The sequence below is a fragment of the Celeribacter sp. genome, assembly GCF_048259695.1.
GTDB lineage: Bacteria > Pseudomonadota > Alphaproteobacteria > Rhodobacterales > Rhodobacteraceae > Celeribacter.
Window position 1 is genome coordinate 166,084 of record NZ_JBLXHL010000005.1, and the last position, 23,384, is coordinate 189,467.

At 61.5% G+C, this 23,384-nt stretch carries 19 protein-coding genes and 1 riboswitch; of the genes, 9 read left to right on the forward strand and 10 right to left on the reverse strand.

What is annotated here, in order from left to right:
• Positions 1 to 50: 50 nt before the first annotated feature.
• From ACN0Q0_RS11055 to ACN0Q0_RS11065, 3 genes are all read right to left on the reverse strand, one after another.
• Positions 51 to 371 (reverse strand): hypothetical protein, encoded by a 321-nt coding sequence (locus ACN0Q0_RS11055; protein ID WP_417243452.1) that lies wholly within the window; start codon positions 369 to 371, stop codon positions 51 to 53.
• A gap of 92 nt (positions 372 to 463) precedes the next feature.
• Positions 464 to 868 (reverse strand): BrnA antitoxin family protein, encoded by a 405-nt coding sequence (locus tag ACN0Q0_RS11060; protein ID WP_417243453.1) that lies wholly within the window; start codon positions 866 to 868, stop codon positions 464 to 466.
• Positions 869 to 1,068: 200 nt separating this feature from the next.
• The gene (locus ACN0Q0_RS11065) at positions 1,069 to 1,545 is read right to left on the reverse strand and encodes a DUF2938 domain-containing protein (protein WP_417243454.1); all 477 of its coding nucleotides are present in this window, start codon (positions 1,543 to 1,545) and stop codon (positions 1,069 to 1,071) included.
• A 245-nt stretch (positions 1,546 to 1,790) separates the two neighbouring features.
• On the opposite strand from ACN0Q0_RS11065, the gene ACN0Q0_RS11070 reads away from it, so the two are divergent.
• On the forward strand, positions 1,791 to 1,997 hold the full coding sequence (locus ACN0Q0_RS11070; protein WP_062220053.1) for a cold-shock protein: 207 nt from the start codon (positions 1,791 to 1,793) through the stop codon (positions 1,995 to 1,997).
• Positions 1,998 to 2,132: 135 nt separating this feature from the next.
• On the opposite strand, the gene ACN0Q0_RS11075 is transcribed toward ACN0Q0_RS11070, so the two are convergent.
• The gene (locus ACN0Q0_RS11075) at positions 2,133 to 2,642 is read right to left on the reverse strand and encodes an alkylphosphonate utilization protein (RefSeq protein WP_417243455.1); all 510 of its coding nucleotides are present in this window, start codon (positions 2,640 to 2,642) and stop codon (positions 2,133 to 2,135) included.
• 164 nt (positions 2,643 to 2,806) lie between these two features.
• On the opposite strand from ACN0Q0_RS11075, the gene ACN0Q0_RS11080 reads away from it, so the two are divergent.
• The 5 genes from ACN0Q0_RS11080 to ACN0Q0_RS11100 all read left to right on the forward strand — a co-directional run bounded on the left by ACN0Q0_RS11080 (position 2,807) and on the right by ACN0Q0_RS11100 (position 12,230).
• Positions 2,807 to 4,585, forward strand: coding sequence for an autotransporter assembly complex protein TamA (locus tag ACN0Q0_RS11080; RefSeq protein ID WP_417243456.1), 1,779 nt, complete (start codon positions 2,807 to 2,809; stop codon positions 4,583 to 4,585).
• Positions 4,582 to 7,857, forward strand: a complete 3,276-nt coding sequence (locus ACN0Q0_RS11085) for a translocation/assembly module TamB domain-containing protein (RefSeq protein ID WP_417243457.1) — start codon at positions 4,582 to 4,584, stop codon at positions 7,855 to 7,857. The genes ACN0Q0_RS11080 and ACN0Q0_RS11085 overlap by 4 nt, the downstream gene beginning before the upstream one ends.
• An 86-nt stretch (positions 7,858 to 7,943) precedes the next feature.
• Positions 7,944 to 8,651: an ABC transporter ATP-binding protein gene (locus tag ACN0Q0_RS11090; RefSeq protein WP_417243458.1), complete on the forward strand. Its 708-nt coding sequence runs from the start codon at positions 7,944 to 7,946 to the stop codon at positions 8,649 to 8,651.
• Between the two features lie 5 nt (positions 8,652 to 8,656).
• Positions 8,657 to 11,023 (forward strand): ABC transporter permease, encoded by a 2,367-nt coding sequence (locus ACN0Q0_RS11095; RefSeq protein ID WP_417243459.1) that lies wholly within the window; start codon positions 8,657 to 8,659, stop codon positions 11,021 to 11,023.
• A 4-nt stretch (positions 11,024 to 11,027) separates the two neighbouring features.
• On the forward strand, positions 11,028 to 12,230 hold the full coding sequence (locus ACN0Q0_RS11100; protein WP_417243460.1) for an efflux RND transporter periplasmic adaptor subunit: 1,203 nt from the start codon (positions 11,028 to 11,030) through the stop codon (positions 12,228 to 12,230).
• 33 nt (positions 12,231 to 12,263) lie between these two features.
• On the opposite strand, the gene trxC is transcribed toward ACN0Q0_RS11100, so the two are convergent.
• The 5 genes from trxC to gltX all read right to left on the reverse strand — a co-directional run bounded on the left by trxC (position 12,264) and on the right by gltX (position 18,993).
• Entirely contained in the window at positions 12,264 to 12,725 is a 462-nt protein-coding gene (gene trxC / locus ACN0Q0_RS11105) for a thioredoxin TrxC (protein ID WP_417243461.1), read from the reverse strand.
• Between the two features lie 91 nt (positions 12,726 to 12,816).
• Positions 12,817 to 15,663 (reverse strand): aminomethyl-transferring glycine dehydrogenase, encoded by a 2,847-nt coding sequence (gcvP, locus tag ACN0Q0_RS11110; RefSeq protein WP_417243462.1) that lies wholly within the window; start codon positions 15,661 to 15,663, stop codon positions 12,817 to 12,819.
• A gap of 82 nt (positions 15,664 to 15,745) precedes the next feature.
• On the reverse strand, positions 15,746 to 16,117 hold the full coding sequence (gene gcvH, locus ACN0Q0_RS11115) for a glycine cleavage system protein GcvH (protein ID WP_417243463.1): 372 nt from the start codon (positions 16,115 to 16,117) through the stop codon (positions 15,746 to 15,748).
• Positions 16,118 to 16,141: 24 nt separating this feature from the next.
• Positions 16,142 to 17,269: a glycine cleavage system aminomethyltransferase GcvT gene (gcvT, locus tag ACN0Q0_RS11120; protein WP_417243464.1), complete on the reverse strand. Its 1,128-nt coding sequence runs from the start codon at positions 17,267 to 17,269 to the stop codon at positions 16,142 to 16,144.
• A gap of 157 nt (positions 17,270 to 17,426) precedes the next feature.
• Positions 17,427 to 17,521, reverse strand: a riboswitch (glycine riboswitch).
• Positions 17,522 to 17,670: 149 nt separating this feature from the next.
• Positions 17,671 to 18,993, reverse strand: coding sequence for a glutamate--tRNA ligase (gene gltX / locus ACN0Q0_RS11125; RefSeq protein ID WP_417243465.1), 1,323 nt, complete (start codon positions 18,991 to 18,993; stop codon positions 17,671 to 17,673).
• 83 nt (positions 18,994 to 19,076) lie between these two features.
• On the opposite strand from gltX, the gene ACN0Q0_RS11130 reads away from it, so the two are divergent.
• The 3 genes from ACN0Q0_RS11130 (at position 19,077) to ACN0Q0_RS11140 (ending at position 21,569) form a co-directional block, all read left to right on the forward strand.
• Positions 19,077 to 19,505 carry a metallopeptidase family protein gene (locus ACN0Q0_RS11130; protein ID WP_417243466.1) on the forward strand — a complete coding sequence of 143 codons (429 nt, stop codon included), beginning with the start codon at positions 19,077 to 19,079 and terminating at the stop codon, positions 19,503 to 19,505.
• Between the two features lie 66 nt (positions 19,506 to 19,571).
• Entirely contained in the window at positions 19,572 to 20,471 is a 900-nt protein-coding gene (locus ACN0Q0_RS11135) for an MBL fold metallo-hydrolase (RefSeq protein ID WP_417243467.1), read from the forward strand.
• 147 nt (positions 20,472 to 20,618) lie between these two features.
• Entirely contained in the window at positions 20,619 to 21,569 is a 951-nt protein-coding gene (locus ACN0Q0_RS11140; RefSeq protein ID WP_417243468.1) for a 1-phosphofructokinase family hexose kinase, read from the forward strand.
• Positions 21,570 to 21,575: 6 nt separating this feature from the next.
• Here the strand turns inward: ACN0Q0_RS11140 and ACN0Q0_RS11145 are convergent, their stop codons facing one another.
• Positions 21,576 to 23,234 carry an NAD+ synthase gene (locus ACN0Q0_RS11145; RefSeq protein ID WP_417243469.1) on the reverse strand — a complete coding sequence of 553 codons (1,659 nt, stop codon included), beginning with the start codon at positions 23,232 to 23,234 and terminating at the stop codon, positions 21,576 to 21,578.
• Between the last annotated feature and the right edge of the window lie 150 nt (positions 23,235 to 23,384).

Below are 23,384 nucleotides of genomic sequence, written 5' to 3' on the forward strand. Positions count from 1 at the left end.
AAGCGGCACAGCTCCGGCGTGGGGCCGCACCGCTTTGCCCCGCGAACCGGTCACTCGCAGCTACAGGTCACAGCGCGGCGACCGTCGGGTAGGGACTTCTCTTTCTTCTTACACTTCTTGGAACAATCGACCTTGTAGCAACTGACATTGCCCAGATAGTCGACGCGGGAATAGCATTTGACCCGCTGGGATGTGGCACGGGCCAGAACCGCATCCTCGCCCTCGCGCGCCATCCCCTCCTGCGCATCCGCGGGGACGGGGTAGACGTCGATTTCCACCCCGCCGTCGTCGCGGTCGGTGAGGACCATAACGGCGTTGTGGATGCGCAACTCCCTGATCGTGTCAAAGGACAGTTTAAAATCGTCGGACATAGCTTCCTCCTCAAACGCGCGCTTCGGGGGCAGTATCGCACATCACAAAAGCCCGCGCGTTGACCCCCGTCAAAGGCGCGGCTCGCCCCCCCTCACTCCGTGCCCCTCCACACCTCCATCGCCTCGTCCTGTGTACCGCCACGGCTCAGGACCGCGTTGAAAGCGTCGAGTTTGCGGTTGGCGATATTGATCTCCGCGATCTTCATTTGCGCATAGGTGCCGAGGATATGGTTGATGCGGGTCTGGTAGCCGTGGCCTTGGGCGCGGAAAAATTTGGCGATGCTCTCGTCAAGGCGCAGGGTGATTTTCATCTTGGGTTCATGGACCTCGAAATCCTCCTCGATCGTCGCCCAGGCCTCGGGCACGATATGCGAGACATCCCAATCGAGGGGCATGTGTTCACCCAGTCGTGCCGCGTGGCGTTGCAACCGTTCGACGGCGCGCTGTTGGGTTTTGGTCAGGCGGCGGGGCGGGATATGGGCGTTGGCTCGGGTCATGGCGTCAGGGTGGCATGACGGTGTTAAGGCCGTGCTGCGGCACCGTGCGCAGGGTCCGACACAAAGCCGACGCGGGTCAGACGGCGGGCAGCCCCCCGTTCGGGCGGCGGTTCGGGCGGCGGCAAGGCCCGCCCCCCTGCCCTCGCGGCGCGGGTGTCGGCGGCGGAATTGGCCGCGTTTGGGGGCTGTGGCGCGGGCGGTCAGAGCGCGAGCACGACGCCCCACATGCCCAGTCCGAACACGGTATGCGCCACAAGGCCCAACCCCCGTCCCGTCCATGGCGATGCGGTCTTTGACAAGAACCATCCAAGCCCCATGCCGGGGTGCAACAGGCCCCATCCGGCGAGGATCGTCACAAGGGCAAAGAGCCAGAGCGGCAAAAAGGTCGGTGCCGCAAACCACGCCGCGCCGGCCAGAACGGCAAAGACTATTCCGTAAATGATTCCAACACCATAGTGAAATGCCCACCCCAACGCGAATTCGCGGTCGACGGGGGTGGCTTGCGCGATGTCATCATGGAAAACCGTGCCGCGCACCGCATGGGCGACCCACCGTCCGGGCATCCCCCAATTGGGGCGCGGACGGCCGAAAACGCGGTTGAGCACAATGGCCCAAAGGTCCATCGCCACCGTGCCGCCGATCCCCATCAACGTCCCGATCCAAATCAAATACAGCATTCTGATATCCCCCTACCCGCCCGACAAACCACACGCCCCCGCCCCGGACAAGCAAAACTATGCCCCCACGCCCCGTCGATAGATTTTACTATGCAAACGCCGAGAATCCTGTCATATGGAACGTGCTACGTTATCTCTATCGACCATTCTGTTCTCCTTCCAAGGCTACAGTCATCGATCGACCACTGACTAAGCCAAGCCGCTACAATCACGTGAGCGGCACATTACAATCTAGGAGACACACGATGGCTAATGGCACCGTGAAATGGTTTAACTCTACTAAAGGTTTCGGCTTTATCGAGCCCGAAGGCGGCAACAAAGACGTGTTCGTTCACATCTCCGCAGTCGAGCGCTCCGGTCTGACCGGTCTTGCTGATGGCGCGAAAGTGACTTTCGACATCGAAGCTGGCCGTGACGGTCGTGAATCTGCCGTGAACCTTTCGCTGGCATAAGCGTCCCGCGCCTCTTCAGGCGTGACGTTTGAGAGATGAGAACACCCGCAGGAATTACTCCTGCGGGTGTTTTTTATTGTGCGATTTGAAGGCGGTAGACGGGGAACGCCGCGCGATGCGCCGCCCCGCGCCGCGCTACTTCTTCTTGACGAACTCGGTGAGGATCACGATCAGCTGACCCTCGACACGGCCCTCGATATGACCCGCGTTGTCAGACACCAGCGAGATGCCGCGCACCGCTGTACCGCGCTTGGCCGTGAACCCACCCCCCTTAACGGGCAGATCCTTGATCAACACCACCGTATCACCCGCAGATAAAACCGCACCGTTGCTATCGCGGTGGATCACCTCGGGTCCGGCGGCTTTGGCCCACTCTTCGACCTCTGGTTCAAGGTACAACATATCAAGCGCATCAGACGCCCAGCCCTCGTCACTGTGTCGCGTCAACAAACGCCATGACAGCACCTTGACCGCATCGTTTTCCGACCACATCGCCGTGGCCAACGCGCCCCAATGGCCCTCGGGAACCGCTTCGCCCTTTAGTCCGCCCGCACAGGTGCTGCACAGGTTTGCCACGTCAATTTTCGGGGCCACAGCGACCCCTGAAACGCCGTCGGACGCCCCACAGATTTCACAGACAGACATCACACTCTCCCATTGATCGCGCGGACCCTACGGCGCGCGATGTATGCGGGCAAGCAACAAACCGCCATTGCGGCGCAAATCCCCCATCTGGCCACTGGAATCCCGTGGCGGAACCAATCATAGTCCCCGCGCGTTCACCCTGTATGCGCACGAGTGGGAAGACTTTGGAACACCTTAAAAAGCCTCTGCTGATCGGCCTTTACCTTGCCTGCACATCTGCGGTGAGCGCCTTTGAATTGCGCTTTGATGCGGGCGCGGACCCCGATTTGGCCACGGCCATCCGCAGCGCCTCGACGGTGGCCACTGCCAAGGCCGCCGATGTGACGGCCACAGACGAAATTATCGCCGCCGTGCAATCGGACTATCGCAACATTCTCGGCGCACTTTACCGCAACGGCTACTATGGCCCGACGATTTCAATCAAAGTTGACGGACGCGAAGGCTACTCGCTCTCGCTCATCTCCCTGCCCTCGACTGTGACCTCTGTCGCCATTTCGGTCGATCCCGGTCCGCGGTTTTCATTTGGCAACGCCACGGTTGCGCCACTCGCCCCAAACACGGTTCTGCCCGACGATTTCACACGCGGCGCCCCTGCCCTCGCCCCCTTGGTCGGGGAGGCGAAAGACGCGGCCATTGCCGCATGGCGCGAGGCCGCCCACGCCAAGGCCGCCCTTGGGAACCAGTCCATCGTTGCCAACCACCCCACGCGCGAACTCGACGTTGCCCTGACCGTCGATCCTGGGCCGCGCGCGACATTCGGCACCCTCGACGTCAAGGGCGAAACCACGGTCACCGCACGCCGCATCCGCAAGATTGCGGGCCTGCCGGAGGGCAGTTCCTTTTCCCCCGAATATGTTGATCTCGCTGCTCGCCGCCTGCAACGCACCGGCACGTTCCGCTCTGTGACACTGCGCGAGGCGGACACGCTGAACGCCGACAACAGCCTCGACATCACCGCCACCGTGGTCGACGACAAGCGCAACCGGTTTGGCTTTGGCGCAGAGATATCCTCCCTTGAGGGCGCGACCCTCTCCGCCTACTGGATGGACCGCAATGTCACACGGCACGCGGACCGGTTTCGCGTTGATGGCGAGATTTCGGGATTGGGCGGCGACACAGGCGTGGATTACACCCTTGGCGCATCCTACCGCCGTCCGGCGACCTTTAACCCGAAATACACCGCGCTGTTAAATGCCGAAATCGCACGGTTGGACGAGCCTGATTATCGCTCGAATTCGGGCGAATTCACCTTTGGCGTCGAGGTCGAAGCCTCTATTCTATCCGAGGTTTCCGTCTCCCTCGGCTACCGCTATTCCGATGTGACCGACGCTTTGGGATCACGGCGGTTCAATCACATCATCCTACCCATCGAGGGAACACGCGACAAACGCGACGACCGCCTTGATCCCAAGAGTGGCAGCTATTTCGACGCGCAAATCCTGCCCTTCATCGGGGTGAACGGCTCCACATCCGGCACACGCCTGTTCGCCGACACACGTACCTATCTGACCTTCGGTAGCGATGACCGCTTCACCTTTGCGGCCCGCGCCCAGATCGGGTCGGTTATCGGCGCAAGTATCGCCCAGACCCCACCCGACTACCTGTTCTTTTCGGGCGGCGGCGGCACCGTGCGGGGGCAACCGTACAACTCGCTCGGCGTCCCGTCGGGCAGCGACACCACCGGCGGCACAAGTTTTATCGGCCTGTCCGGCGAGCTGCGTGCAGGGATCACCGACAAGATCGGTCTGGTCGGCTTTTACGACATGGGCGCGATTGGCGACGAGGCCGTCCCCGGTTCGGGCGCGGACTGGCATTCGGGGGCCGGTCTGGGGCTGCGCTACAACACCGGCTTTGGCCCCATTCGCGTGGATCTCGCCGCTCCGGTCACCGGCGACACAGGCTCCGGCGTTCAACTTTATGTCGGGATCGGTCAGGCATTTTGACCCGCTTTGCCCTCATATGTGCCGCCGCGCTCATGCCGCTCGCTGTCTCTGCCCAAGACGACAGCGACACCGCGCGTGACCGGTCTTTGATTCAGGGATTTCTGGAAGACAACCTGTCGGGCGCGGGCCGCGACATTCGCATCGAGGGATTTCGGGGCGCCCTGTCATCAGAGGCCACGCTCGACGAAATGACCATCGCCGATGCCGACGGGGTGTGGTTTACCCTGCGCGGTGCCGTTCTGGATTGGGATCGCTCGGCGCTGTTGCGTGGTCGGGTCGACATCACCCGGATCACGGCAACCGAGATCATCATCGACCGGCTGCCCAAGACCGAGGCCACAGGCCCCGCGCCAGAGGCCACACCGTTTTCGCTTCCCGATCTGCCCGTCTCCATTTCGATCGACGCGATCGAGGCCGAGCGTGTCGCACTTGGCGCGCCTGTTCTGCGTATCGGGTCCGCCGTTGATCTGTCCGTATCCGGCACCATGCAACTGGCAGACGGATCGGGGACGGCCACCTTGGACATCTTGCGTCTGGATGGTCCGGAGGGGGCGTTCAATGTGGACGTGGCCTATGCCAACGCCACCGAACAGCTTGACCTCGACCTGTCACTGACCGAGGCAGAGGGCGGCATCATCGCGGGACTGGCCAACATTCCCGGATCTCCCGACATCGCCCTGACCGCCACGGGCTCCGGCCCGCTTGATGCGTTTGCGACCGACATCACACTCGCCACCCGTGGTCAGGATCGCCTCACTGGCTCCATCGCCCTCAAGGCCGAAACCACCGCCGACGAAGGCGCCCCCGCGCCACGGCAGTTTGTGGCCGACTTGTCGGGCGACCTCACACCGTTGTTTGCCGCCGACTATTCGGAGTTCTTCGGCCAGTCGAGCCGTCTTGAGGCCCGTGGTGTTTCCTACCCCGACGGGATGTTCGACCTTGAACGTTTTAGCCTTTCGACCCAAGCCCTTTCGCTCTTCGGCAGCCTCACCGTTGCCGCCGACGGATTGCCCTCGGCCTTTGCCTTGTCGGGGACACTTGCAACCCCGACGGGCCGCGCCACGCTTTTGCCACTGACGGGTGAGCGCACCTTTGTCGATCAGGCACAGATCGTCGCGCGCTATGACGCGCAGGCGGGCGAGGCATGGACAGCCAACGCCACCCTCGACGGATTTACCCGTGACCGGATCAAAATCGCCCACGTCGACGTCACCGCCGAAGGTGCGATCGAGCGCACACCGCAAGCCGGCGTGACCACGTTCCTGCGCGGGGTCGCCGCCGAGGTTGCCGTTGCGGTCACGGGGTTCCAAACCGACAACGCCGCATTGCAAGAGGCCTTGGGAACCGATCTGAGCGGGGCGGCCTCGGTCGCATGGGTCGATGGCGATCCGCTCCAAATCGACCGCCTCGACATCACCACAGGGGCGACCGAGTTTTATGCCTCCGGCAGCGTCGGCGGATTTGACAGCGGGTTCGAATACAACGGCGGTCTCGTGCTCGACACCCCGCGCCTCGCACGGTTCGCGGCCCTCTCTGGCCTCGACTTGAGCGGCGAAACCGAAGTCTCCGCTTCGGGCCGCATTGTGCCGCTTGCGGGGGCGCTTGACGTCTATGTCGAAGGCACGGGATACAACCTCGCTATGGGCATCGCGCAGGCGGACGCACTGTTGGGCGGGACAAGCCGCTTTCAACTGACCGCCAAACGCGACGAGACGGGCCTGACACTTGAGGGCGCCGAACTTGACACCCCCGCCGTGAGCGCCCGTGCCACCGGCACCGTGTCGTCCGAAGCGGGCGACCTCACGGCCACCCTGCGCCTTGATGATGTGGCACGCCTGAACACCGGACTTTCGGGGCCGCTGACGATCGAAGGCTCCATGACGCATAGCGGCGAGACCACGCCGTGGACCACCCGTGCCGACCTTGTTGGCCCCGGGGGGGCAACCGCGCGTATCGATGGGCGCATCACACAGGATTTCGCCACCGCAAACCTCGCCATTACCGGCCGTGCGCCACTCGGGCTTGCCAATACATTCACCACCGCCGCCCTCGTTCAAGGAACGGCAGGGTTCGATCTGGCCCTCGTGGGGCCGCTGTCCCTTGACGCGCTCTCGGGGCAGATTGCAATCACGGACGGGGCGCGTGCCGTGCTCCCCGCCGCAGGTTTGATCCTGACGTTTTCACCGTCACAAATCGACCTGCGCGGCACACAGGCAACAGTGAACATGCGTGCAGCCCCTGACAAAGGCGGCACAGTGGACGTTACAGGAACCGTTGGCCTCACGCGCGGATTACCCGCGAACCTCACGACAACGCTGACCGGTTTCGCCCTCGAAGATCCCGCATTGTATTCAACCTCCCTCGACGGCACCCTCACCTTGGCCGGCAACCTTGTGGCCACACCGACCCTGTCGGGGACCATCACGCTTGGCGAAACCGAAGTTCAGGTGGCGCCTTCGGCCTTGGGGGCGGGCGGCGACATTCCCGAAATCACGCACATCGGTGCGGCGTCGGCGGTGCAAACCACACGCGCCCGCGCGGGCGTCATCGGCACCGGCGCCGATACGGGCCCCGCCTCAGCCATCGGATTGAACCTCACCGTGCGGGCGCCCAAGCAGGTGTTCATCCGCGGGCGCGGCCTTGACGCCGAACTTGGTGGACAGGTCACCCTGCGCGGCACCACCGCTGACATCATTCCCGTGGGGCAATTCACCCTCGTGCGCGGGCGGTTGTCGATCCTTGGCAAACGCATTGATCTCGACGAGGGTGAGCTTGCAGTCAGTGGCGATCTTGACCCGACCTTCCGTCTTGTTGGCGTGACCTCGACCGACGACCTGAGCATCCAGATCACCACCCAAGGGCGCATTTCGGCCCCCGAGTTGCTGCTGACCTCATCCCCCGAATTGCCGGACGAGGAAATCCTGTCACAGCTTTTGTTTGGTCGCGCCCTGACTGAAATTTCCGCACTTCAAGCCGCGCAAATGGCCGCTGCGGTCGCCACATTGACGGGCGGGGGGGGCGATCTGTCCGGCTCCATCCGTAAAAGCTTCGGCCTTGACGATATCGACCTGACGACATCCGAGGACGGAGACGCGGCGCTCAAACTGGGGAAATATCTGACCGAAAAAATCTACACCGACGTGACGATCGACAGCACCGGAAAATCCGAGATCAACCTCAATCTCGACGCTTCGAAATACGTCACCATAAAGGGCTCTGTGTCCACCGAAGGCACCACGAGCCTCGGCGCATTTTTCGAAAAAGACTACTGAGCCCAACGGTCCGGCCCCTTATGCGCCATTGACCTCAATCATTGCCGGCCACCGTATCATTGCTATGCTTGCCTCAGGAGGCCCGCATGGCTGAGCTGATTTTCCAGACCAAGGATGTTGTAAAAACCTACCGAACAGGCGGCACAGAGGTGCGTGCACTGGATGGCGTAAGCCTTGATTTATTTGCGGCCGAGCTGACGGTTTTGTTGGGGCCATCAGGATCGGGAAAGTCCACGCTTCTCAATATTCTGGGCGGGTTGGATCACGTCACATCGGGTCTGGTCCGGTTTCGCAATCTGGATTTGTCGAGCCTCAATGATCGCGCATTGACACGGTACCGCCGCGACCATGTGGGGTTTGTGTTCCAGTTCTATAATCTCGTCCCGTCCCTCACCGCGCGCGAAAACGTCCAGATGGTCACGGATATCGCGCCCGACCCCATGCGCCCCGAGGAGGCCCTCGAGCTTGTGGGAATGGGCCACCGCATCGACCACTTTCCCGCTGAATTATCAGGGGGCGAACAACAACGTGTGGCCATTGCCCGCGCCATTGCCAAGCGGCCCGAGGTCTTGTTGTGTGACGAGCCGACAGGGGCGCTTGATAGCAAGACAGGGGCGCATGTCCTTGAGGCGATCCGCGAGATCAACGACACCCTCGGAGCCACCGCCGTCATCATCACCCACAACGCCGCGATCCGCCAAATGGCACACCGCGTGATCCGTTTCCAGGACGGCAATATTTCCGCAGTCGAGACAAATGCGACCCGCCTGTCCCCCGCCGAGATCGAATGGTAGGCGCGATGCATGCCCTCGACATAAAACTTCTGCGCGACTTCAAACGGCTGTGGAGCCAATCACTTGCGATTGCGTTGGTGCTTGGCTGTGGCGTGATGATTTTGCTGACCGCCTTCGGGATGCACCGCGCCCTTGATGACACGCTCACCGCCTTTTACGAGCGCAACGCCTTTGCCGATATCTGGGCCACGGCGGACAAGGCCCCGCGTGCTCTGGTCAAGGACATCGCACAGATGGACGGCGTCCAAGGCGTCGAGGCCCGCATCGAGAAATATCTCGTCCTTGATCTGCCCGACCGGACCAAAGCGGCAACCGGCCTTGCGCTCTCGCTCCCCGAAAGCGGCGATCTGCCACGTCTCAACGTGCCACTTGTGCGCTCGGGGCGCCTGCCCGATCCGCTCGCCAGTGACGAGGTTATGATCAGCGAACCCTTTGCCCAAGCCAACGGGTTCAAGATCGGGGACCGGTTTTCCGCGCTGTTATCCGGCCGCAAACGCACCCTCGTCATTACCGGCACCGCGCTGTCCCCCGAGTATGTCTATGCCATCGGGCCGGGGTCAATCATGCCCGATGACGAGAACTTCGGCATTCTGTGGCTGCCCGCGCCCATGCTCTCGGCGGCCTTCGATATGGCGGGGGCGTTTAACACAGTGGCCTTGTCACTCTCGCGCGATGCCAAGCCCGACACCGTGATGTCTGCCGTGGAGGCCCTGCTTGATCCCTATGGCGGCACGGGGGCGATCGAGCGAGACCGGCAAAACAGCCATGCGTTTGTATCCACCGAGATCGAACAGCTCAAAAACATGGCGATGATCCTGCCGCCGATTTTTTTCGGCATCTCGGCATTCCTCGTCAATATGGTGATCGGGCGGATTATCGCATTGGAACGCAGCGAGATAGGCCTGCTCAAGGCACTTGGCTATTCCGATGTCCATATCGCGGGGCATTACGTTTTGCTTGCCGCACTCACGGCGGTGATCGGCATTGCTGTCGGGTGGGGCGTTGGCGGGTTTCTGGCCCGTGCGATGGCCGCGCAATATGCCATCTATTTCAAATTCCCCTATCTGATCTTTAACGTCTCCTACGATGCCTATGCCATTTCGGGATTTTTGGCGCTGTTGACGGCGGCCTTCGGCGCGCTGCGTTCGGCACTGTCAGCGGCGCGTCTTGCACCCGCTATCGCCATGTCGCCCCCCGCCCCGCCACGGTTCAAACGGTCCTTGTTCGATCGCGCCCTCGGCGCCCTGCACCCGAGCCAACCGACCATGATGATTTGGCGGGCCATTATCCGGTGGCCTATGCGGGCCGCCATGAGTGTGTTGGGCCTGTCGCTTGCCGTGGCCGTTCTGATTTCGGCGGGCTTCCTATCGGGCGCAATGGACACCATTGTTGACGTGGCATTCGAACAATCCAATCGGGAGGATGCCGTTCTGATGTTCTCCACCGAGCGCCCGCTGTCGGTCCTCGAAGAGGTCCGCAACCTGCCCGGGGTGTTGGAGGTCGAGGGCGAATTGATGACCCCCGTCACCCTGCGCAACGGACACCGCGAAAAGGCGCTGTCGATTGTGACGCGCGGGACGGGGGCCACCCTTGCACGCGCCGTGGACCGCAATGGCCGCGCAATCGACCCACAGGGCGCAGGCCTCCAGATCACCACCCGCGTGGCACAGGTATTGCACCTCGTGGCGGGGGACACCGTTGAGGTGGAGTTCTTGACGGGCCACAAGGAAACCCACAGCCTGATCGTGTCCGGTGTGGTTGACCAGTTTTTCGGCCTTGGCGCCTATATGTCCCGCGAGGCCATGGCGCGATTGTCCCGCGCGGGGCAACAGGTCTCCGTGGCCAATGTCACGCTCGACCCTGCACACACAACGGCCTTTAACGAAAAGCTGAAAACAACGCCCGCGATCGCCGGAACCGTGCGTATTGCCGATATGCGCACGGGGTTTCAGGGGACGATTGATGAAAGCATCTCCGTTATGAATGGCCTGTTCATCGTGGTCGCTGTGCTCATCACCATCGGACTGACCTACAACGGGGCCCGCATCCAGTTGTCCGAGCGCGCCCGTGAACTGGCCTCCCTGCGAATTCTCGGGTTTTCGCGTGGCGAGGTCAGCTACATCCTTGTGGGCGAAACCATGTTGCTTGCCGCCGCCGCACAACCCGTCGGATGGGCCATCGGCATCTGGATTTCATCCGCAATGGTTAATAGCTTCACCTCCGATCTCTATTCTATTCCGCTCGTCCTTTCACCCGCCACATTTGCGCAGGCCAGTCTGATCGTTCTGGCCGCCGCCCTTGGCTCTGTCTTGTTGGTGCGGCGGCGCATCGACCGTCTTGACCTTGTCGCAGTTATGAAAACACGGGAGTGACCCCATGACCTCCAGATCTCGTAAATCCCTTTTATTCCTGATCGTTACCGCCCTCGTCGGGGCGTTGGCAATCATTGCGTTTCGCCCCCACCCCGTTGCCGTTGACCTGACAACCGTGACCCGCGGACCGATGGAGGTCACGATCAATGCCGATGGCAAGACACGCATCAGGCATCTGTTCGAAGTATCCGCCCCGATCTCCGGTACGGCGCTGCGCTCTCCGGTGGCCGAGGGCGATACGGTTGTGGCGGGGGACACGGTTGTGGCCATGGTCAAACCTGTGGCGCCATCACTCCTTGATGCCCGCACCAAAGTGCAGTTGGAGGCGGCCGTGCGCGAGGCCGAAGCCGCCGCACGTCTGGCGGAGGCGCAACGACGACAGGCCGACGAAGAGCTCGCCTATGCGCAACGCGAATTTGACCGCACGCAGGAACTGGTGGAGCGCGGCGTGTCCTCGCTCACGGCCTTGGAAAACGCGCAACAGGTTCTCAAATTGCGCCGCGCCGCTCTCGAGGCCACCGCGTCAAACGTCGACATGGCGGGATCATCACTGGCCCGCGCACAAGCGGCATTGATCGAACCCACGGGCAACGGTGCGGCCGATGCCGTCGAAATTCCGGCAACCACAACCGGCACGGTTTTATCCGTCACACAAGTGTCCGAACACGCGGTGGCTGTGGGGACACCGCTTTTGTCGATTGGCGATCTGGGTGATTTGGAAATCGAGGCAGAGCTGCTGTCCTCTGACTCTGTCGGCCTCAATGTGGGCGCACGGGCGCATGTGGAACGATGGGGCGGCCAGCCGCCTCTGGAGGCCGTTCTGACGCGCCTCGCCCCCCGTGCCGACACAAAAGTCTCGTCCCTCGGGATCGAGGAACAGCGTGTCTCCGCCGTTTTCGACATCACAAGCCCGCGACAAACATGGGGCGGATTGGGTCACCAATACGCGGTGTTTTTGCGGGTCGTGACATGGGAAAGCGACGATGTGTTACAGGCGCCGCTCTCGGCGTTGTTTCGCGACGGGGCGGCATGGGCGGTCTTTGTCGATGACAACGGCACAGCGCGGTTGACGCATGTTGAAACCGGCCACCGCAATGATGACGTGGTGGAGGTGAAATCCGGTCTGGAGGCGGGCGCGGTGGTGATCGCACACCCCTCGGACGCGGTGGATGACGGCGTGGCCATTATTGATCGCAACAGCCTGTAAGTGCTGTGAAGCCTGCGGAAACGGAGCCGCCGTTTAACGCGGCAACCTGGCGCTTTGCTCGACAAAGGCGATGATGTCCTTGGCCGGACGCGCCCCCGCAAGGCGTGCGATCTCCTTGCCCCCCTGATAGAGGATCAGCGCGGGAATGCCGCGAATGCCGTTCTTTGCCGAAACGCCCGGATGCTCTTCGGTATTGATCTTGGCAAAGCGTGCCCGTCCCTTGAGGCTTTGCGCCGCCTTTGAAAATTCGGGCGCCATTTGGCGGCACGGACCGCACCACGGCGCCCAGAAATCCACAATCACCGGCAGATCGTCATTGCGCGCGACCGCTGTGAGGGCTTTGGGATCAAGCTCGGCCACTTTGCCAGAGACAAGCGGATCGCCACAGGTGCCGCACTTCGGGCCTGCACCCAATTTCGATGTGGGAACACGGTTCATCTGGCCACAGGTCGTGCAGGCCAGTTTGACGGCATCTTTTGCAAGGGTCGCGGCCATGTCAGCCTCCATTCATATTCTATCACTTGAATAAATGAGGCGCACCGCCGCAAAGTTCAAGGCCCCGCCTTTTAGGAGCGGGGCCTTTTTGTCACTCGGCCGCTTCGATGTAGCTTTCCACCGGCGGACACGAACAAATCAGGTTCCGGTCGCCGTAGGCGTTGTCGACACGGCCCACGGGCGGCCAGTATTTGTCAACGCGGAATGATCCCGGAGGGAAGCACGCCTGTTCGCGGCTATAGGGGCGATCCCATTCGGCCACGAGGTCGTTGACGGTATGTGGCGCGTGAACGAGCGGGTTGTTGTCACGCGGCATCTCGCCCGCTTCAATCGCGGCCAATTCGGACCGGATCGACAGCATCGCCTCGATGAAACGGTCCAGTTCCGCCTTTGTCTCGGACTCGGTCGGTTCGATCATCAACGTGCCGGCCACGGGCCACGACATTGTGGGCGCGTGAAAACCGCTGTCCATCAGGCGTTTGGCAATGTCATCCACACCTGTCTCGGTGGCCTCGCAAATGTCGCGCGGATCAATGATGCACTCATGCGCCACACGGCCCTGTTTGCCTTTGAACAGCACGGGGAAAGCGGGTTCCAGACGGGCCGCCATGTAGTTGGCATTGAGGATCGCCACCTTTGTGGCCTGCGTCAGGCCCGCACCGCCCATGAGCATACAATACGCCCACGAGATCGGCAGAATCGACGCCGACCCGAAGTTCGCCGCAGAGACTGGTCCCATCTCACCGTCGCCCAATGGATCCCCGGGCAAGAACCGTTCGAGGTGGCTTTTGACCCCAATCGGCCCCATGCCGGGACCACCGCCACCATGGGGAATGCAAAAGGTTTTGTGCAGGTTGAGATGGCTCACATCAGATCCGATTTCACCGGGCTTGGCCAGACCGACGAGCGCGTTGAGGTTCGCCCCGTCAAGATAGACCTGACCACCGAACGCATGGGTGATGTCACAGACCTCTTTCACCGTTTCCTCGAACACGCCGTGGGTCGAGGGGTAGGTGATCATACAGGCCGCGAGCCTGTCACCCGCGGCTTCGGCCTTGGCGCGGAAATCATCGACGTCGATGTCGCCGTTGGCGGCGGATTTCACCACCACCACGTTCATCCCGCACATCTGTGCCGAGGCGGGGTTGGTGCCATGGGCCGAGACCGGAATGAGACAGACGTTGCGTTCTCCCTGACCATTGGCGCGGTGATAGGCCATGATCGTCAACAGGCCCGCATATTCGCCCTGAGCGCCCGAATTGGGCTGCATCGACATGGCGTCATAGCCCGTGATTTCACACAGTTTGGCGCTCAGATCGTCGATCATTTCGACGTAGCCCTGCGATTGATCGACGGGGGCGTAGGGGTGCATGGCATTGAACTCGGGCCATGTCACGGGCATCATTTCGACGGCGGCGTTGAGCTTCATCGTGCAGGACCCGAGCGGGATCATCGCGCGATCAAGCGCCAGATCGCGGTCGGCCAACCGGCGCATATACCGCATCATCTCGCCCTCGGCGCGGTTCATGCCGAAAATCGGGTGGGTCAGATAATCGCTCTCGCGCACCAAGGCGTCAGGCACACCAAGCCCCGTCGGACCGGTCCCTGCCCTGGCCTCGTGGCCAAAGGCCCGCCAGACCTTTTCGATGGTGTCAGGTCCCGTCATTTCGTCAACCGCGATGCCGATGCGATCCTTGCCGATCTGGCGAAGGTTCAACCCCTCGGCCACAGCGGAGCGCAAAATGACGCCCTGCATCGCGCCCACATTCACCGTGATGGTGTCGTAAAAGGCGGCCGGAGCCACGTCGAAACCTTCGGCCCGCAGACCATCGGCCAAGCGCACGGCGTTAAAGTGGATGCGCTCCCCGATCGCACGCAGACCCGCGGGACCGTGGAACACCGCGTAGAAAGACGCCATCACCGCCAGGAGCGCTTGGGCGGTACACACGTTGGAGGTGGCTTTTTCGCGGCGGATGTGTTGCTCACGGGTTTGCAGGCTCAGGCGGTAGGCGCGTTCGCCGCGGCTGTCGACCGAGACGCCGACAATCCGTCCGGGCATGGCGCGTTTGATGCCGTCCTTGCACGACATAAACGCCGCGTGTGGGCCGCCAAACCCCATTGGAACGCCAAAGCGTTGCGCCGATCCAACGGCGATATCGGCGTCCATCGCACCGGGTTCCTTGAGCAGGGTCAGCGCCATCAGGTCGGTCGCCATGATGGCGATGGCTTTGGCGTCGTGCAGGGCGGCGACCTCGGGGGTGAAATCGCGCACGGCGCCAAATGTGCCGGGGTATTGGAAAATAGCGCCGAACACTTTGGCTGCATTCAGGTCATCGGGGTTGCCCACGATAACATCGATGCCAAGGGGTGCTGCGCGGGTTTTCATCACTTCGATATTCTGCGGATGGCAGTTTTCATCGATAAAAAAGCGCGTCATTTTCGACTTGGACACGCGCTGCGCCATCGTCATGGCCTCGGCACAGGCGGTGGCCTCATCGAGCAGCGAGGCGTTGGCCACGGGCAGGCCCGTCATATCGCTGACCATGGTCTGGAAGTTGAGCAAGGCCTCCAGGCGCCCCTGTGCAATCTCGGGCTGATACGGCGTGTAGGCCGTATACCACGCAGGGTTTTCGAGGATGTTGCGCTGAATGGCGGGCGGCGTCGCGGTGCCGTAATACCCCTGCCCGATCAGCGAGGTCATCACCGTGTTGCGCCCCGCGACCTTACGGATGTGATCGAGCACCTCGTGTTCGGTCATCGGGTCCCATGTCAGCGGTTCCAATTGCCGGATCGACATAGGAACGGTCTCGTCGATCAAGCTATCGAGCGACGCGGCCCCAATCGCGGACAGCATGGCCTGCATCTCGGCGGGAGACGGGCCAATATGGCGGCGGTTGGCGAAATCGTAGGGGTTGTAGGTCGAGGGCGTATAGGTCACGGGCAACAATCCTGTGGTGTGGGCCTTTGGCTATCGGGCCGAAATGTCAGGGTCCAAAGTGGAGCGGCCAAAGCGCATCGGTTTACCCGATAAGCGCCTTGTATTCGGCCTCGGACAAGAGATCGTCGAGGGCAGACATGTCTTCGATTTTCATCTTGAAAAACCATGCATCGCCAAGCGGATCTTCGTTCACCTTGCCCGGATCCTCGGCGAGGGGCTCGTTTACTTCGACGATTTCACCGTCGAGCGGCGCAAGGATGTCAGAGGCGGCTTTGACGGACTCGATCACCACAACTTCGTCGTCTTTGGACACGGTCGTGCCCTCCTCGGGCAGTTCGATGAACACGATATCGCCAAGGGCGGTTGCGGCGTGTTCGGTGATACCGACAACGACGAGATCGCCCTCGACGCGGAGCCATTCGTGTTCTTCGGTGAATTTAATATCGTCGGCCATGTGGGAAGTCCCTTTTCGATAGATTTAGCGTTTATAGGTGGAGGGGCGGAACGGCATATCCGCCACAATGACGGCGAGGCGTTTGCCGCGCAACTGTGCAAAAACCCGGGTGCCTGTCGCGGCAAGACCGGTGGGGAGATACCCCATTGCGATCGGGTGTTCGAGGGACGGCGCAAAGCCGCCGGATGTGATGACGCCAATCTGCTCGGCGCTCTCTTCGGTGGCGAACAACGGTGTCCCCTCGCGCATTGGCGCACGGCCCTGTGGCAAAAGCCCGACGCGCAACCGTGTCGGCGCATCGTCCAGTTCGGCCAGAATACGCGCCTCTCCGGCGAAACCACCGGCGCGGGCGCCACCGGTGCGGCGGACCTTCTGGATCGCCCATGCGATATTGCCCTCGGCGGGCGAGGTGGTGATATCGATGTCGTGACCGTAAAGGCAAAGCCCCGCCTCAAGGCGCAAGCTGTCACGTGCGCCAAGGCCGATGGGGGCGACCTCCTCCATCTCGCACAGGGTCGCGGCAAAATCGGCGGCCACGCCCGCGGGCAGTGAAATCTCGAACCCGTCCTCGCCTGTGTAGCCCGAGCGCGAAATCCACCACTCGGCACCGTTCACATCGATGCGATGGCTGTCCATGAACCGCATGTCGGTTACCGCAGGCACGATGCGGGCAAGGGCCGCTTCGGCACTTGGGCCCTGAAGCGCCAAAAGAGCACGGTCGGTGATTTCGGTGACGGTGATATGCGCGGGCAGGTTGGCTTTGAGGTGTGCAATATCCGCGCCTTTGCAGGCTGCGTTAACCACGAGAAACAAGGCCTCGCCCGTATTGGCGATCATCAGATCATCGAGAATACCGCCCTGCGCATTGGTGAAAATGCCGTAGCGTTGGCGACCCTGTGCGATCCCCGTAACCGAGACCGGCACAAGCGCCTCAAGCGCGAGGGCAATCGCCTCGACCCCTTGGTCGGAAGTCAGCATGACCTGCCCCATGTGGCTCACGTCGAACAGGCCCGCCTGCGCACGCGTATGCAGGTGCTCTTTCATCACGCCAAGCGGATATTGCACGGGCATATCGTAGCCCGCGAACGGCACCATTTTGGCCCCTTGGCTGACGTGGAAATCATAAAGCGGTGTGCGGTTCAGCGTCGTCATGTCATCCTCTTTCCGGCCCCTGCGGGCCGTCCGCGCCGGTGACAAATCAACCGACATCACGACAGGGAAATCCCCTATCCGATGCCCCCTCTGTCCTGTGCGCCTGAGATCGTTATCCCTTCGGCGGGTGCGCAGGGCACCTCTCTCCAGAGTTTTTGACCTCGCGAAGGTCCTGTTGCCTGAGAGTTTACCGGGGCGGTTGCTCCTTCGGCACGGGGGCTGACGCCCGATCCGTTCTCCCGACGCGAGATGTTTTGCGGACGTTATGCGAGCGTCAGATTCGGGGCAAGTGTCAAGTTTCCTATCGGAAACCAAAGATGCAAAAACCCGCCCGTCGCACAGGTGGCGAGGGCGGGTTTGTCGTGCGCCGCACCGATAGCAGGCGATGCGATCGCCGAGCGTTAAAGCGACGGAGCTTTTTGCAAAAGCGCCATGACATTGGACATGTCAGGGCCACGTTCCATACCTGTCACGGCCTTGCGCAGCGGCATGAACAATCCTTTGCCTTTGCGACCCGTGGCGTCTTTGACGGCGGTGGTCCATTCTTTCCACGTGTCTTGCGTGTAGGGATGCGCGGGCAACATTGCGAAGGCCTCGGTGATGAAATCTTTGTCCTCATCGTCGATCAGTGGCGTTGCGCCATCGCGGAACAGGGTCCACCATCCCGCCATATCAGCCTTTACCGTGATGTTTTCGCGCACAACGGTCCAGAAGTCTTCGGCCTGATCCGCGGGAACACCAAGGGCGGCCACCTCGTCTTTGACATCCGCGAACGGACGGGTGTGGTTGACCTGCGCGGAGAGCGGCAACAGGTCTTTGGGATCGAATTTGGTCGGCGCCGAGCCAAAGGTGGCAATGTCGAACCCCTCGATCAACTCGTCCATCGAGGACCGCAGCTCAACCGGCTGCGACGAGCCAAGACGCGCCATCAGCGACAACAGCGCCATCGGCTCGATGCCTTGCGCCCGCAGATCGCGCAGGGACAGGGTGCCAAGGCGCTTGGACAGCGCCTCGCCCTCGGGGCCTGTCAAAAGCGAGTGGTGGGCAAAGGTCGGAACCGTGCCGCCCATCGCCGTAATGATCTGGATCTGGGTCGCCGTATTGGTGACGTGATCGGAACCGCGCACAACATGGGTGATGCCGTAATCGATGTCGTCGCACACGGAGGCCAATGTGTAGAGGAACTGGCCATCGGCGCGGATCAGAACGGGATCGGACACGGAGGCCGCATCAATCGACAGATCGCCCAAGATACCGTCCGTCCACTCGATCCGCTCCTGATCCAGTTTGAAGCGCCACACCCCATCGCCACGCTCGGTGCGCAGCTTGGCTTTCTCGTCGTCCGACAGCGCAAGGTGGGCGCGGTCGTAGACGGGTGGCTTGCCCATATTGAGTTGCTTTTTGCGCTTGAGATCCAATTCGACGGGCGTCTCGAAACACTCGTAGAACCGGCCGTTTGCACGCAGCGCGTCGGCCGCCTGGTTATAGCGATCAAGCCGCTCGGACTGTTTTTCCACACGGTCCCACGTCAGGCCAAGCCATTCGAGGTCTTCCATGATCGCATCGGCGTATTCCTGTTTCGAGCGCTCGGGATCGGTGTCGTCGAGGCGCAGGATAAACTGGCCGCCGTTTTTGCGGGCGATGAGAAAGTTGAACAGCGCAGTGCGCAGGTTGCCAATGTGGATGTAGCCGGTTGGCGAGGGGGCGAAACGTGTGACGGTCATGTCTATCTCCTGTTGCCGCTTGCTCTTTCATATTGCGGGCAAAGAGTCCATATCGGGCGGACCCCTGTTCATAAGGTTTGACCATGTCCGACGCACCAACCCTCACGCCGCTCGACGCCATCGCCCCCGACCTCGATCAAGTCGAGGACATTGCACGCGCCACCCTCGCAGCCCTACCGCCCGCGTTCAAAGTGCTGGCCTCGCAAATCGCGCTCACCGTGTCGGATTTCGCACCCGAAGAATTGCTCGGCGAGATCGGCATCGAGGACCCGTTCGAATTGACGGGTCTCTACACCGGCATCCCGCTGACCGAGAAATCGGTGATGGATCAGGCCACGGCCCCCGACACGATCTGGCTGTTTCGCCGTCCGATACTGGACGAGTGGCTGATGCGCGGAAATGTGACGCTGCAACAAATGGTGGCGCATGTGACCATTCACGAGTTGGCGCATCATTTCGGGTGGTCGGACGAGGACATTGCAACCATCGATAAATGGTGGGTCGTAGACTGATCCGAATTTTGCGCTAAAGTCCCATTCAATGATTCCTATATGTGGAACACTTCGGGAGGACGCACCATGACGACACGTTTGAAAACACCCTATCTCAACCGCCGCACGTTTCTGGCCACTGCGGCCGCCACGCCCCTTGTCGCGGGCCTGCCGTCTTTGGCGTGGGCGCAAAGCACGCGGGTGAACACCTTTGCACTCGGCGCATTTGAAATCACCACGCTTCTGGCCGAAAACCGCCCTGTGTCAAACCCGCACGCCATTTTCGGGATCAACGTCCCGGACGAGGAATTTGCCAAAGTCGCCCACGAGAACGGGCTGAACCCGAAAGAGGCGGATTTCTATTTCACCCCGACATTGGTCAACACCGGTAGCGAATTGATCCTGTTCGACACAGGCACATCGGCCGAGGCAATCACCGGCGCTTTGGCCGCCGCCGGACACCAACCCTCCGACATCGACCGCGTGGTCATCACCCATATGCACGGCGATCACATCGGCGGGATTGGCGACAACGGGGCCTTTACCTTTGGCGACGCGGCCCTGACCACGGGGGCCATCGAGATGGAGCACTGGGATTTTTCCGGCGACGAGGCATTCGAGGGCAAAATCCGCCCGCTTGAGGATCGTTTCGACCTCATCGAGGACGGCGGCGCAGTAACCTCGGGGATTACCGCGATGCTCGCCCCGGGGCATACACCCGGGCATATGGCCTACCACATCGAAAGCGAGGGGCAGCGTTTGGTCCTTGGCGCCGATTTCGCAAACCATCCGGTCTATTCGTTGGCCCATCCCGATTGGGAAATGCTGTTTGACGCGGACAAAGCCCAAGCGGCACAAACACGCCGCGCCATGTTGGATATGCTCGCCACAGATCAGGTGCCGCTTGTCGGATATCACATGCCGTTTCCCGCCCATGGCATGGTTGAGAAACGCGGTGACGGATTTGCCTTTGTCGCCGTGAGCTAACCGCCACAGGTCGTCAAGAGGGACGCAGCCCGTTCAGGTCCAAAAGAAAATATATGGTATTTCAGGGAGCGTGACTTGCATCAAGGCTGTCATCGCTATCACGTATAGGGTGAAATGACCTAAACTCTGGACCACAGGAACCCGTTCATGGCTGACATCCTGACGATTACCCTCAACCCCACCGTGGATCTGTCCACGCAGGTCCCCGAGATTATCGCGGGGCCGAAGTTGCGCTGTGAAACGCCCGTGGCGGACCCCGGTGGCGGTGGCATCAATGTCGCGCGGGCGATCAAGTTTCTGGGCGGCCAAAGCACGGCGTTTATCGCGACAGGGGGGGAAACCGGGGCGCGGCTCTTGCGGCTTTTGGCCGCCGAGCATGTCCGCTTCACAGCCTTTTCGGTGACCGGAGACACCCGCCAGTCCATCGCCGTGACGGATGGGTCAACAGGCGAGCAATACAGGTTCGTGATGCCCGGTCCGGTGTGGAACGCCGCCATGGTGGGCGATGCGCTTCACGCCATCGAGGCCGCTGTGAGCGAGGATGGCCTCGTCGTCCTCTCCGGATCGCAACCCCCCGGTGTCCCGCTGGATTTCCCCGCCCGTTTGCACCGTGCCTTGGCGCGCAAAAACTGCCGTTTGTTTGTGGATACCTCGGGTGCGCCGCTTCATGCCCTGACCAAATCGGCTGTCGGCCCGTTCGTGTTGCGCATGGATGATGTCGAGGCCGAGGATCTGGCGGACCGTCCGCTCCTCAAACGCGCCGATACCGCCGATTTCGCCTCTGACCTCGTTGCGCGCGGCGTGGCCCAGAACGTCATTATTGCCCGCGGCTCGGATGGCTCGACATTGGTCAACAAGGATGGCCGGTGGCATTGCTCACGCGCCGTTGATCCCGCACGCGTTGTCTCCGCTGTCGGCGCGGGCGACAGTTTTGTGGGCGCGTTCTGCATGGCCGTTGCGCGCGGCGAGAGCCTTGTTCACGCGCTGTCGATGGGGACGGCGGCGGCCTCGGCAGCGGTCACAACCGCAGGTACGCAGCTGTGCAATGCCGAGGACGTTATGGCCATGTTGCCCGATTGCGACCTGTCCGAAATATAACGCGGCTCAGGACGGGTCACGCCACCCGTTCACAATCGGATAGCGCCGGTCAAGCCAGAATGCGGCGGGCGTCAACCGTGGCCCCGGCGCGGATTGGTAGCGTTTGTATTCCGAGATATAGAGCAGGTGTTCGACCCGCTTGACCGTCTCGCGCGCGAACCCTTTGGCGACCAGATCGGCCACGCTTTGATCGTGATCCACAAGCCCCTCAAGGATCGCGTCGAGCACCTCATAGGGCGGCAGGCTGTCATCGTCGCGCTGATCGGGGCGCAATTCGGCGGACGGGGGTTTGTCGATGATCGACACGGGGATGACCTCGCCGTCCGGGCCTTTCATCCACGGGCGGTGGTTGGCATTGCGCCACCGGCATTGATCGAACACGCGGGTTTTGTAGAGGTCTTTGATCGGGTTATAGCCGCCGTTCATGTCGCCATAAATCGTGCAATAGCCCACCGCGACCTCGGATTTGTTGCCCGTGGTCAACAGCATCGACCCGAATTTGTTCGAGATCGCCATTAATAGCAAACCGCGTAGACGCGACTGGACGTTCTCTTCGGTGACATCCGCATCGTGCCCCTCGAACAAGGGGGCAAGCGTGTGGGTGATCGCATCACGCCCGTCAGAGATCGGCACGAAATCATAGCGACAGCCCAACCGTTCCGCGATGTCTTTGGCATCATCAAGCGAGCCTTGCGAGGTGTATTCCGACGGCAGCATCACGCAGCGGACATTGTCCGCGCCCAACGCATCCGTGGCAATCGTCGCCACAATCGCACTATCAATCCCGCCCGACAGCCCAAGAACCACTTTTTTGAAACCCGTCTTGCCAAGGTAATCCCGCAAGCCCTCGACCATCACGCGGTAATCTTGTTCCCACGCGTCGGGGTGGCGGGTGATTTCACCGTCACGCGCGACCCATCCGGCCTCTTCACGCACGAAATCAACATGGCGCAGACATTCATCGAACACGGGCAGAATATGCGCGGGCTTGCCGTGGCGGTTGAGCACAAACGAGCCGCCGTCAAAGACCTGATCATCCTGACCGCCGACCATGTTGAGATAGACAAGCGGCACATCATTCTCGGTAACACGCGCCACCATATGGCTCAGGCGTACATCGAATTTATTGCGGAAATACGGCGAGCCATTTGGCACAATCAGGATTTCCGCACCGCTTTCCACTTGGGCTTCGGCCACATCTTCGTGCCATGCGTCCTCGCAAATGGGCGAACCGATCCGCATCGGACCAATGGCATAGGGGCCTTCGAGCGGCCCCTCGCAGAACAGGCGCTTTTCATCAAAGACGTTAAAGTTGGGCAGGCGGTGCTTGCGCAGGACCTGTTTCACCTGACCCTCTGCCAGAATCCAATAGCCGTTATAAAGCGCATCGGCGTAGGCGTATGGCCCACCGACCCCGATGGCGGGACCATCGACGGTGAGCGCTGCAAGCTCCTCCATTTTGGCCATCGCGGCATTGACCAAAGCGGGCTTTTTCACCAGATCCTGTGGCTGATAGCCGATCAGGAACAATTCGGGGAACACCACCATATCGGCAGATGCGGCCTTGGCCTCGGCGTAGGCCGCACGGACGGCATCGGCATTGGCATCAATCGCACCAACGGTCGGGTTCAACTGGGCCATCGTCAGACGGAATGTATCGCTCATATCGCATGCCTTTGCTCGTTCGGGTTTCGGTTTATCAGACTATGCGGCAAGGGAAAGCCGATCGCGGCAAAAACATTTGCTCATGGGGGGATACCTCTTTACGCTTGCGCCAACGGCAAGACCTGAACGCGCCCCATCGAGCGGCACGTA

Bases quoted from the DNA above. Each gene is read 5' to 3' on its own strand.
- ACN0Q0_RS11055 (WP_417243452.1), bottom strand. From the start codon at position 371: ATGTCCGACGATTTTAAACTGTCCTTTGACACGATCAGGGAGTTGCGC.
- ACN0Q0_RS11060 (WP_417243453.1), bottom strand. From the start codon at position 868: ATGACCCGAGCCAACGCCCATATCCCGCCCCGCCGCCTGACCAAAACC.
- ACN0Q0_RS11065 (WP_417243454.1), bottom strand. From the start codon at position 1,545: ATGCTGTATTTGATTTGGATCGGGACGTTGATGGGGATCGGCGGCACG.
- ACN0Q0_RS11070 (WP_062220053.1), top strand. From the start codon at position 1,791: ATGGCTAATGGCACCGTGAAATGGTTTAACTCTACTAAAGGTTTCGGC.
- ACN0Q0_RS11075 (WP_417243455.1), bottom strand. From the start codon at position 2,642: ATGTCTGTCTGTGAAATCTGTGGGGCGTCCGACGGCGTTTCAGGGGTC.
- ACN0Q0_RS11090 (WP_417243458.1), top strand. From the start codon at position 7,944: ATGGCTGAGCTGATTTTCCAGACCAAGGATGTTGTAAAAACCTACCGA.
- ACN0Q0_RS11095 (WP_417243459.1), top strand. From the start codon at position 8,657: ATGCATGCCCTCGACATAAAACTTCTGCGCGACTTCAAACGGCTGTGG.
- ACN0Q0_RS11100 (WP_417243460.1), top strand. From the start codon at position 11,028: ATGACCTCCAGATCTCGTAAATCCCTTTTATTCCTGATCGTTACCGCC.
- trxC (WP_417243461.1), bottom strand. From the start codon at position 12,725: ATGGCCGCGACCCTTGCAAAAGATGCCGTCAAACTGGCCTGCACGACC.
- gcvH (WP_417243463.1), bottom strand. From the start codon at position 16,117: ATGGCCGACGATATTAAATTCACCGAAGAACACGAATGGCTCCGCGTC.
- gcvT (WP_417243464.1), bottom strand. From the start codon at position 17,269: ATGACGACGCTGAACCGCACACCGCTTTATGATTTCCACGTCAGCCAA.
- gltX (WP_417243465.1), bottom strand. From the start codon at position 18,993: ATGACCGTCACACGTTTCGCCCCCTCGCCAACCGGCTACATCCACATT.
- ACN0Q0_RS11130 (WP_417243466.1), top strand. From the start codon at position 19,077: ATGTCCGACGCACCAACCCTCACGCCGCTCGACGCCATCGCCCCCGAC.
- ACN0Q0_RS11135 (WP_417243467.1), top strand. From the start codon at position 19,572: ATGACGACACGTTTGAAAACACCCTATCTCAACCGCCGCACGTTTCTG.
- ACN0Q0_RS11140 (WP_417243468.1), top strand. From the start codon at position 20,619: ATGGCTGACATCCTGACGATTACCCTCAACCCCACCGTGGATCTGTCC.
- ACN0Q0_RS11145 (WP_417243469.1), bottom strand. From the start codon at position 23,234: ATGAGCGATACATTCCGTCTGACGATGGCCCAGTTGAACCCGACCGTT.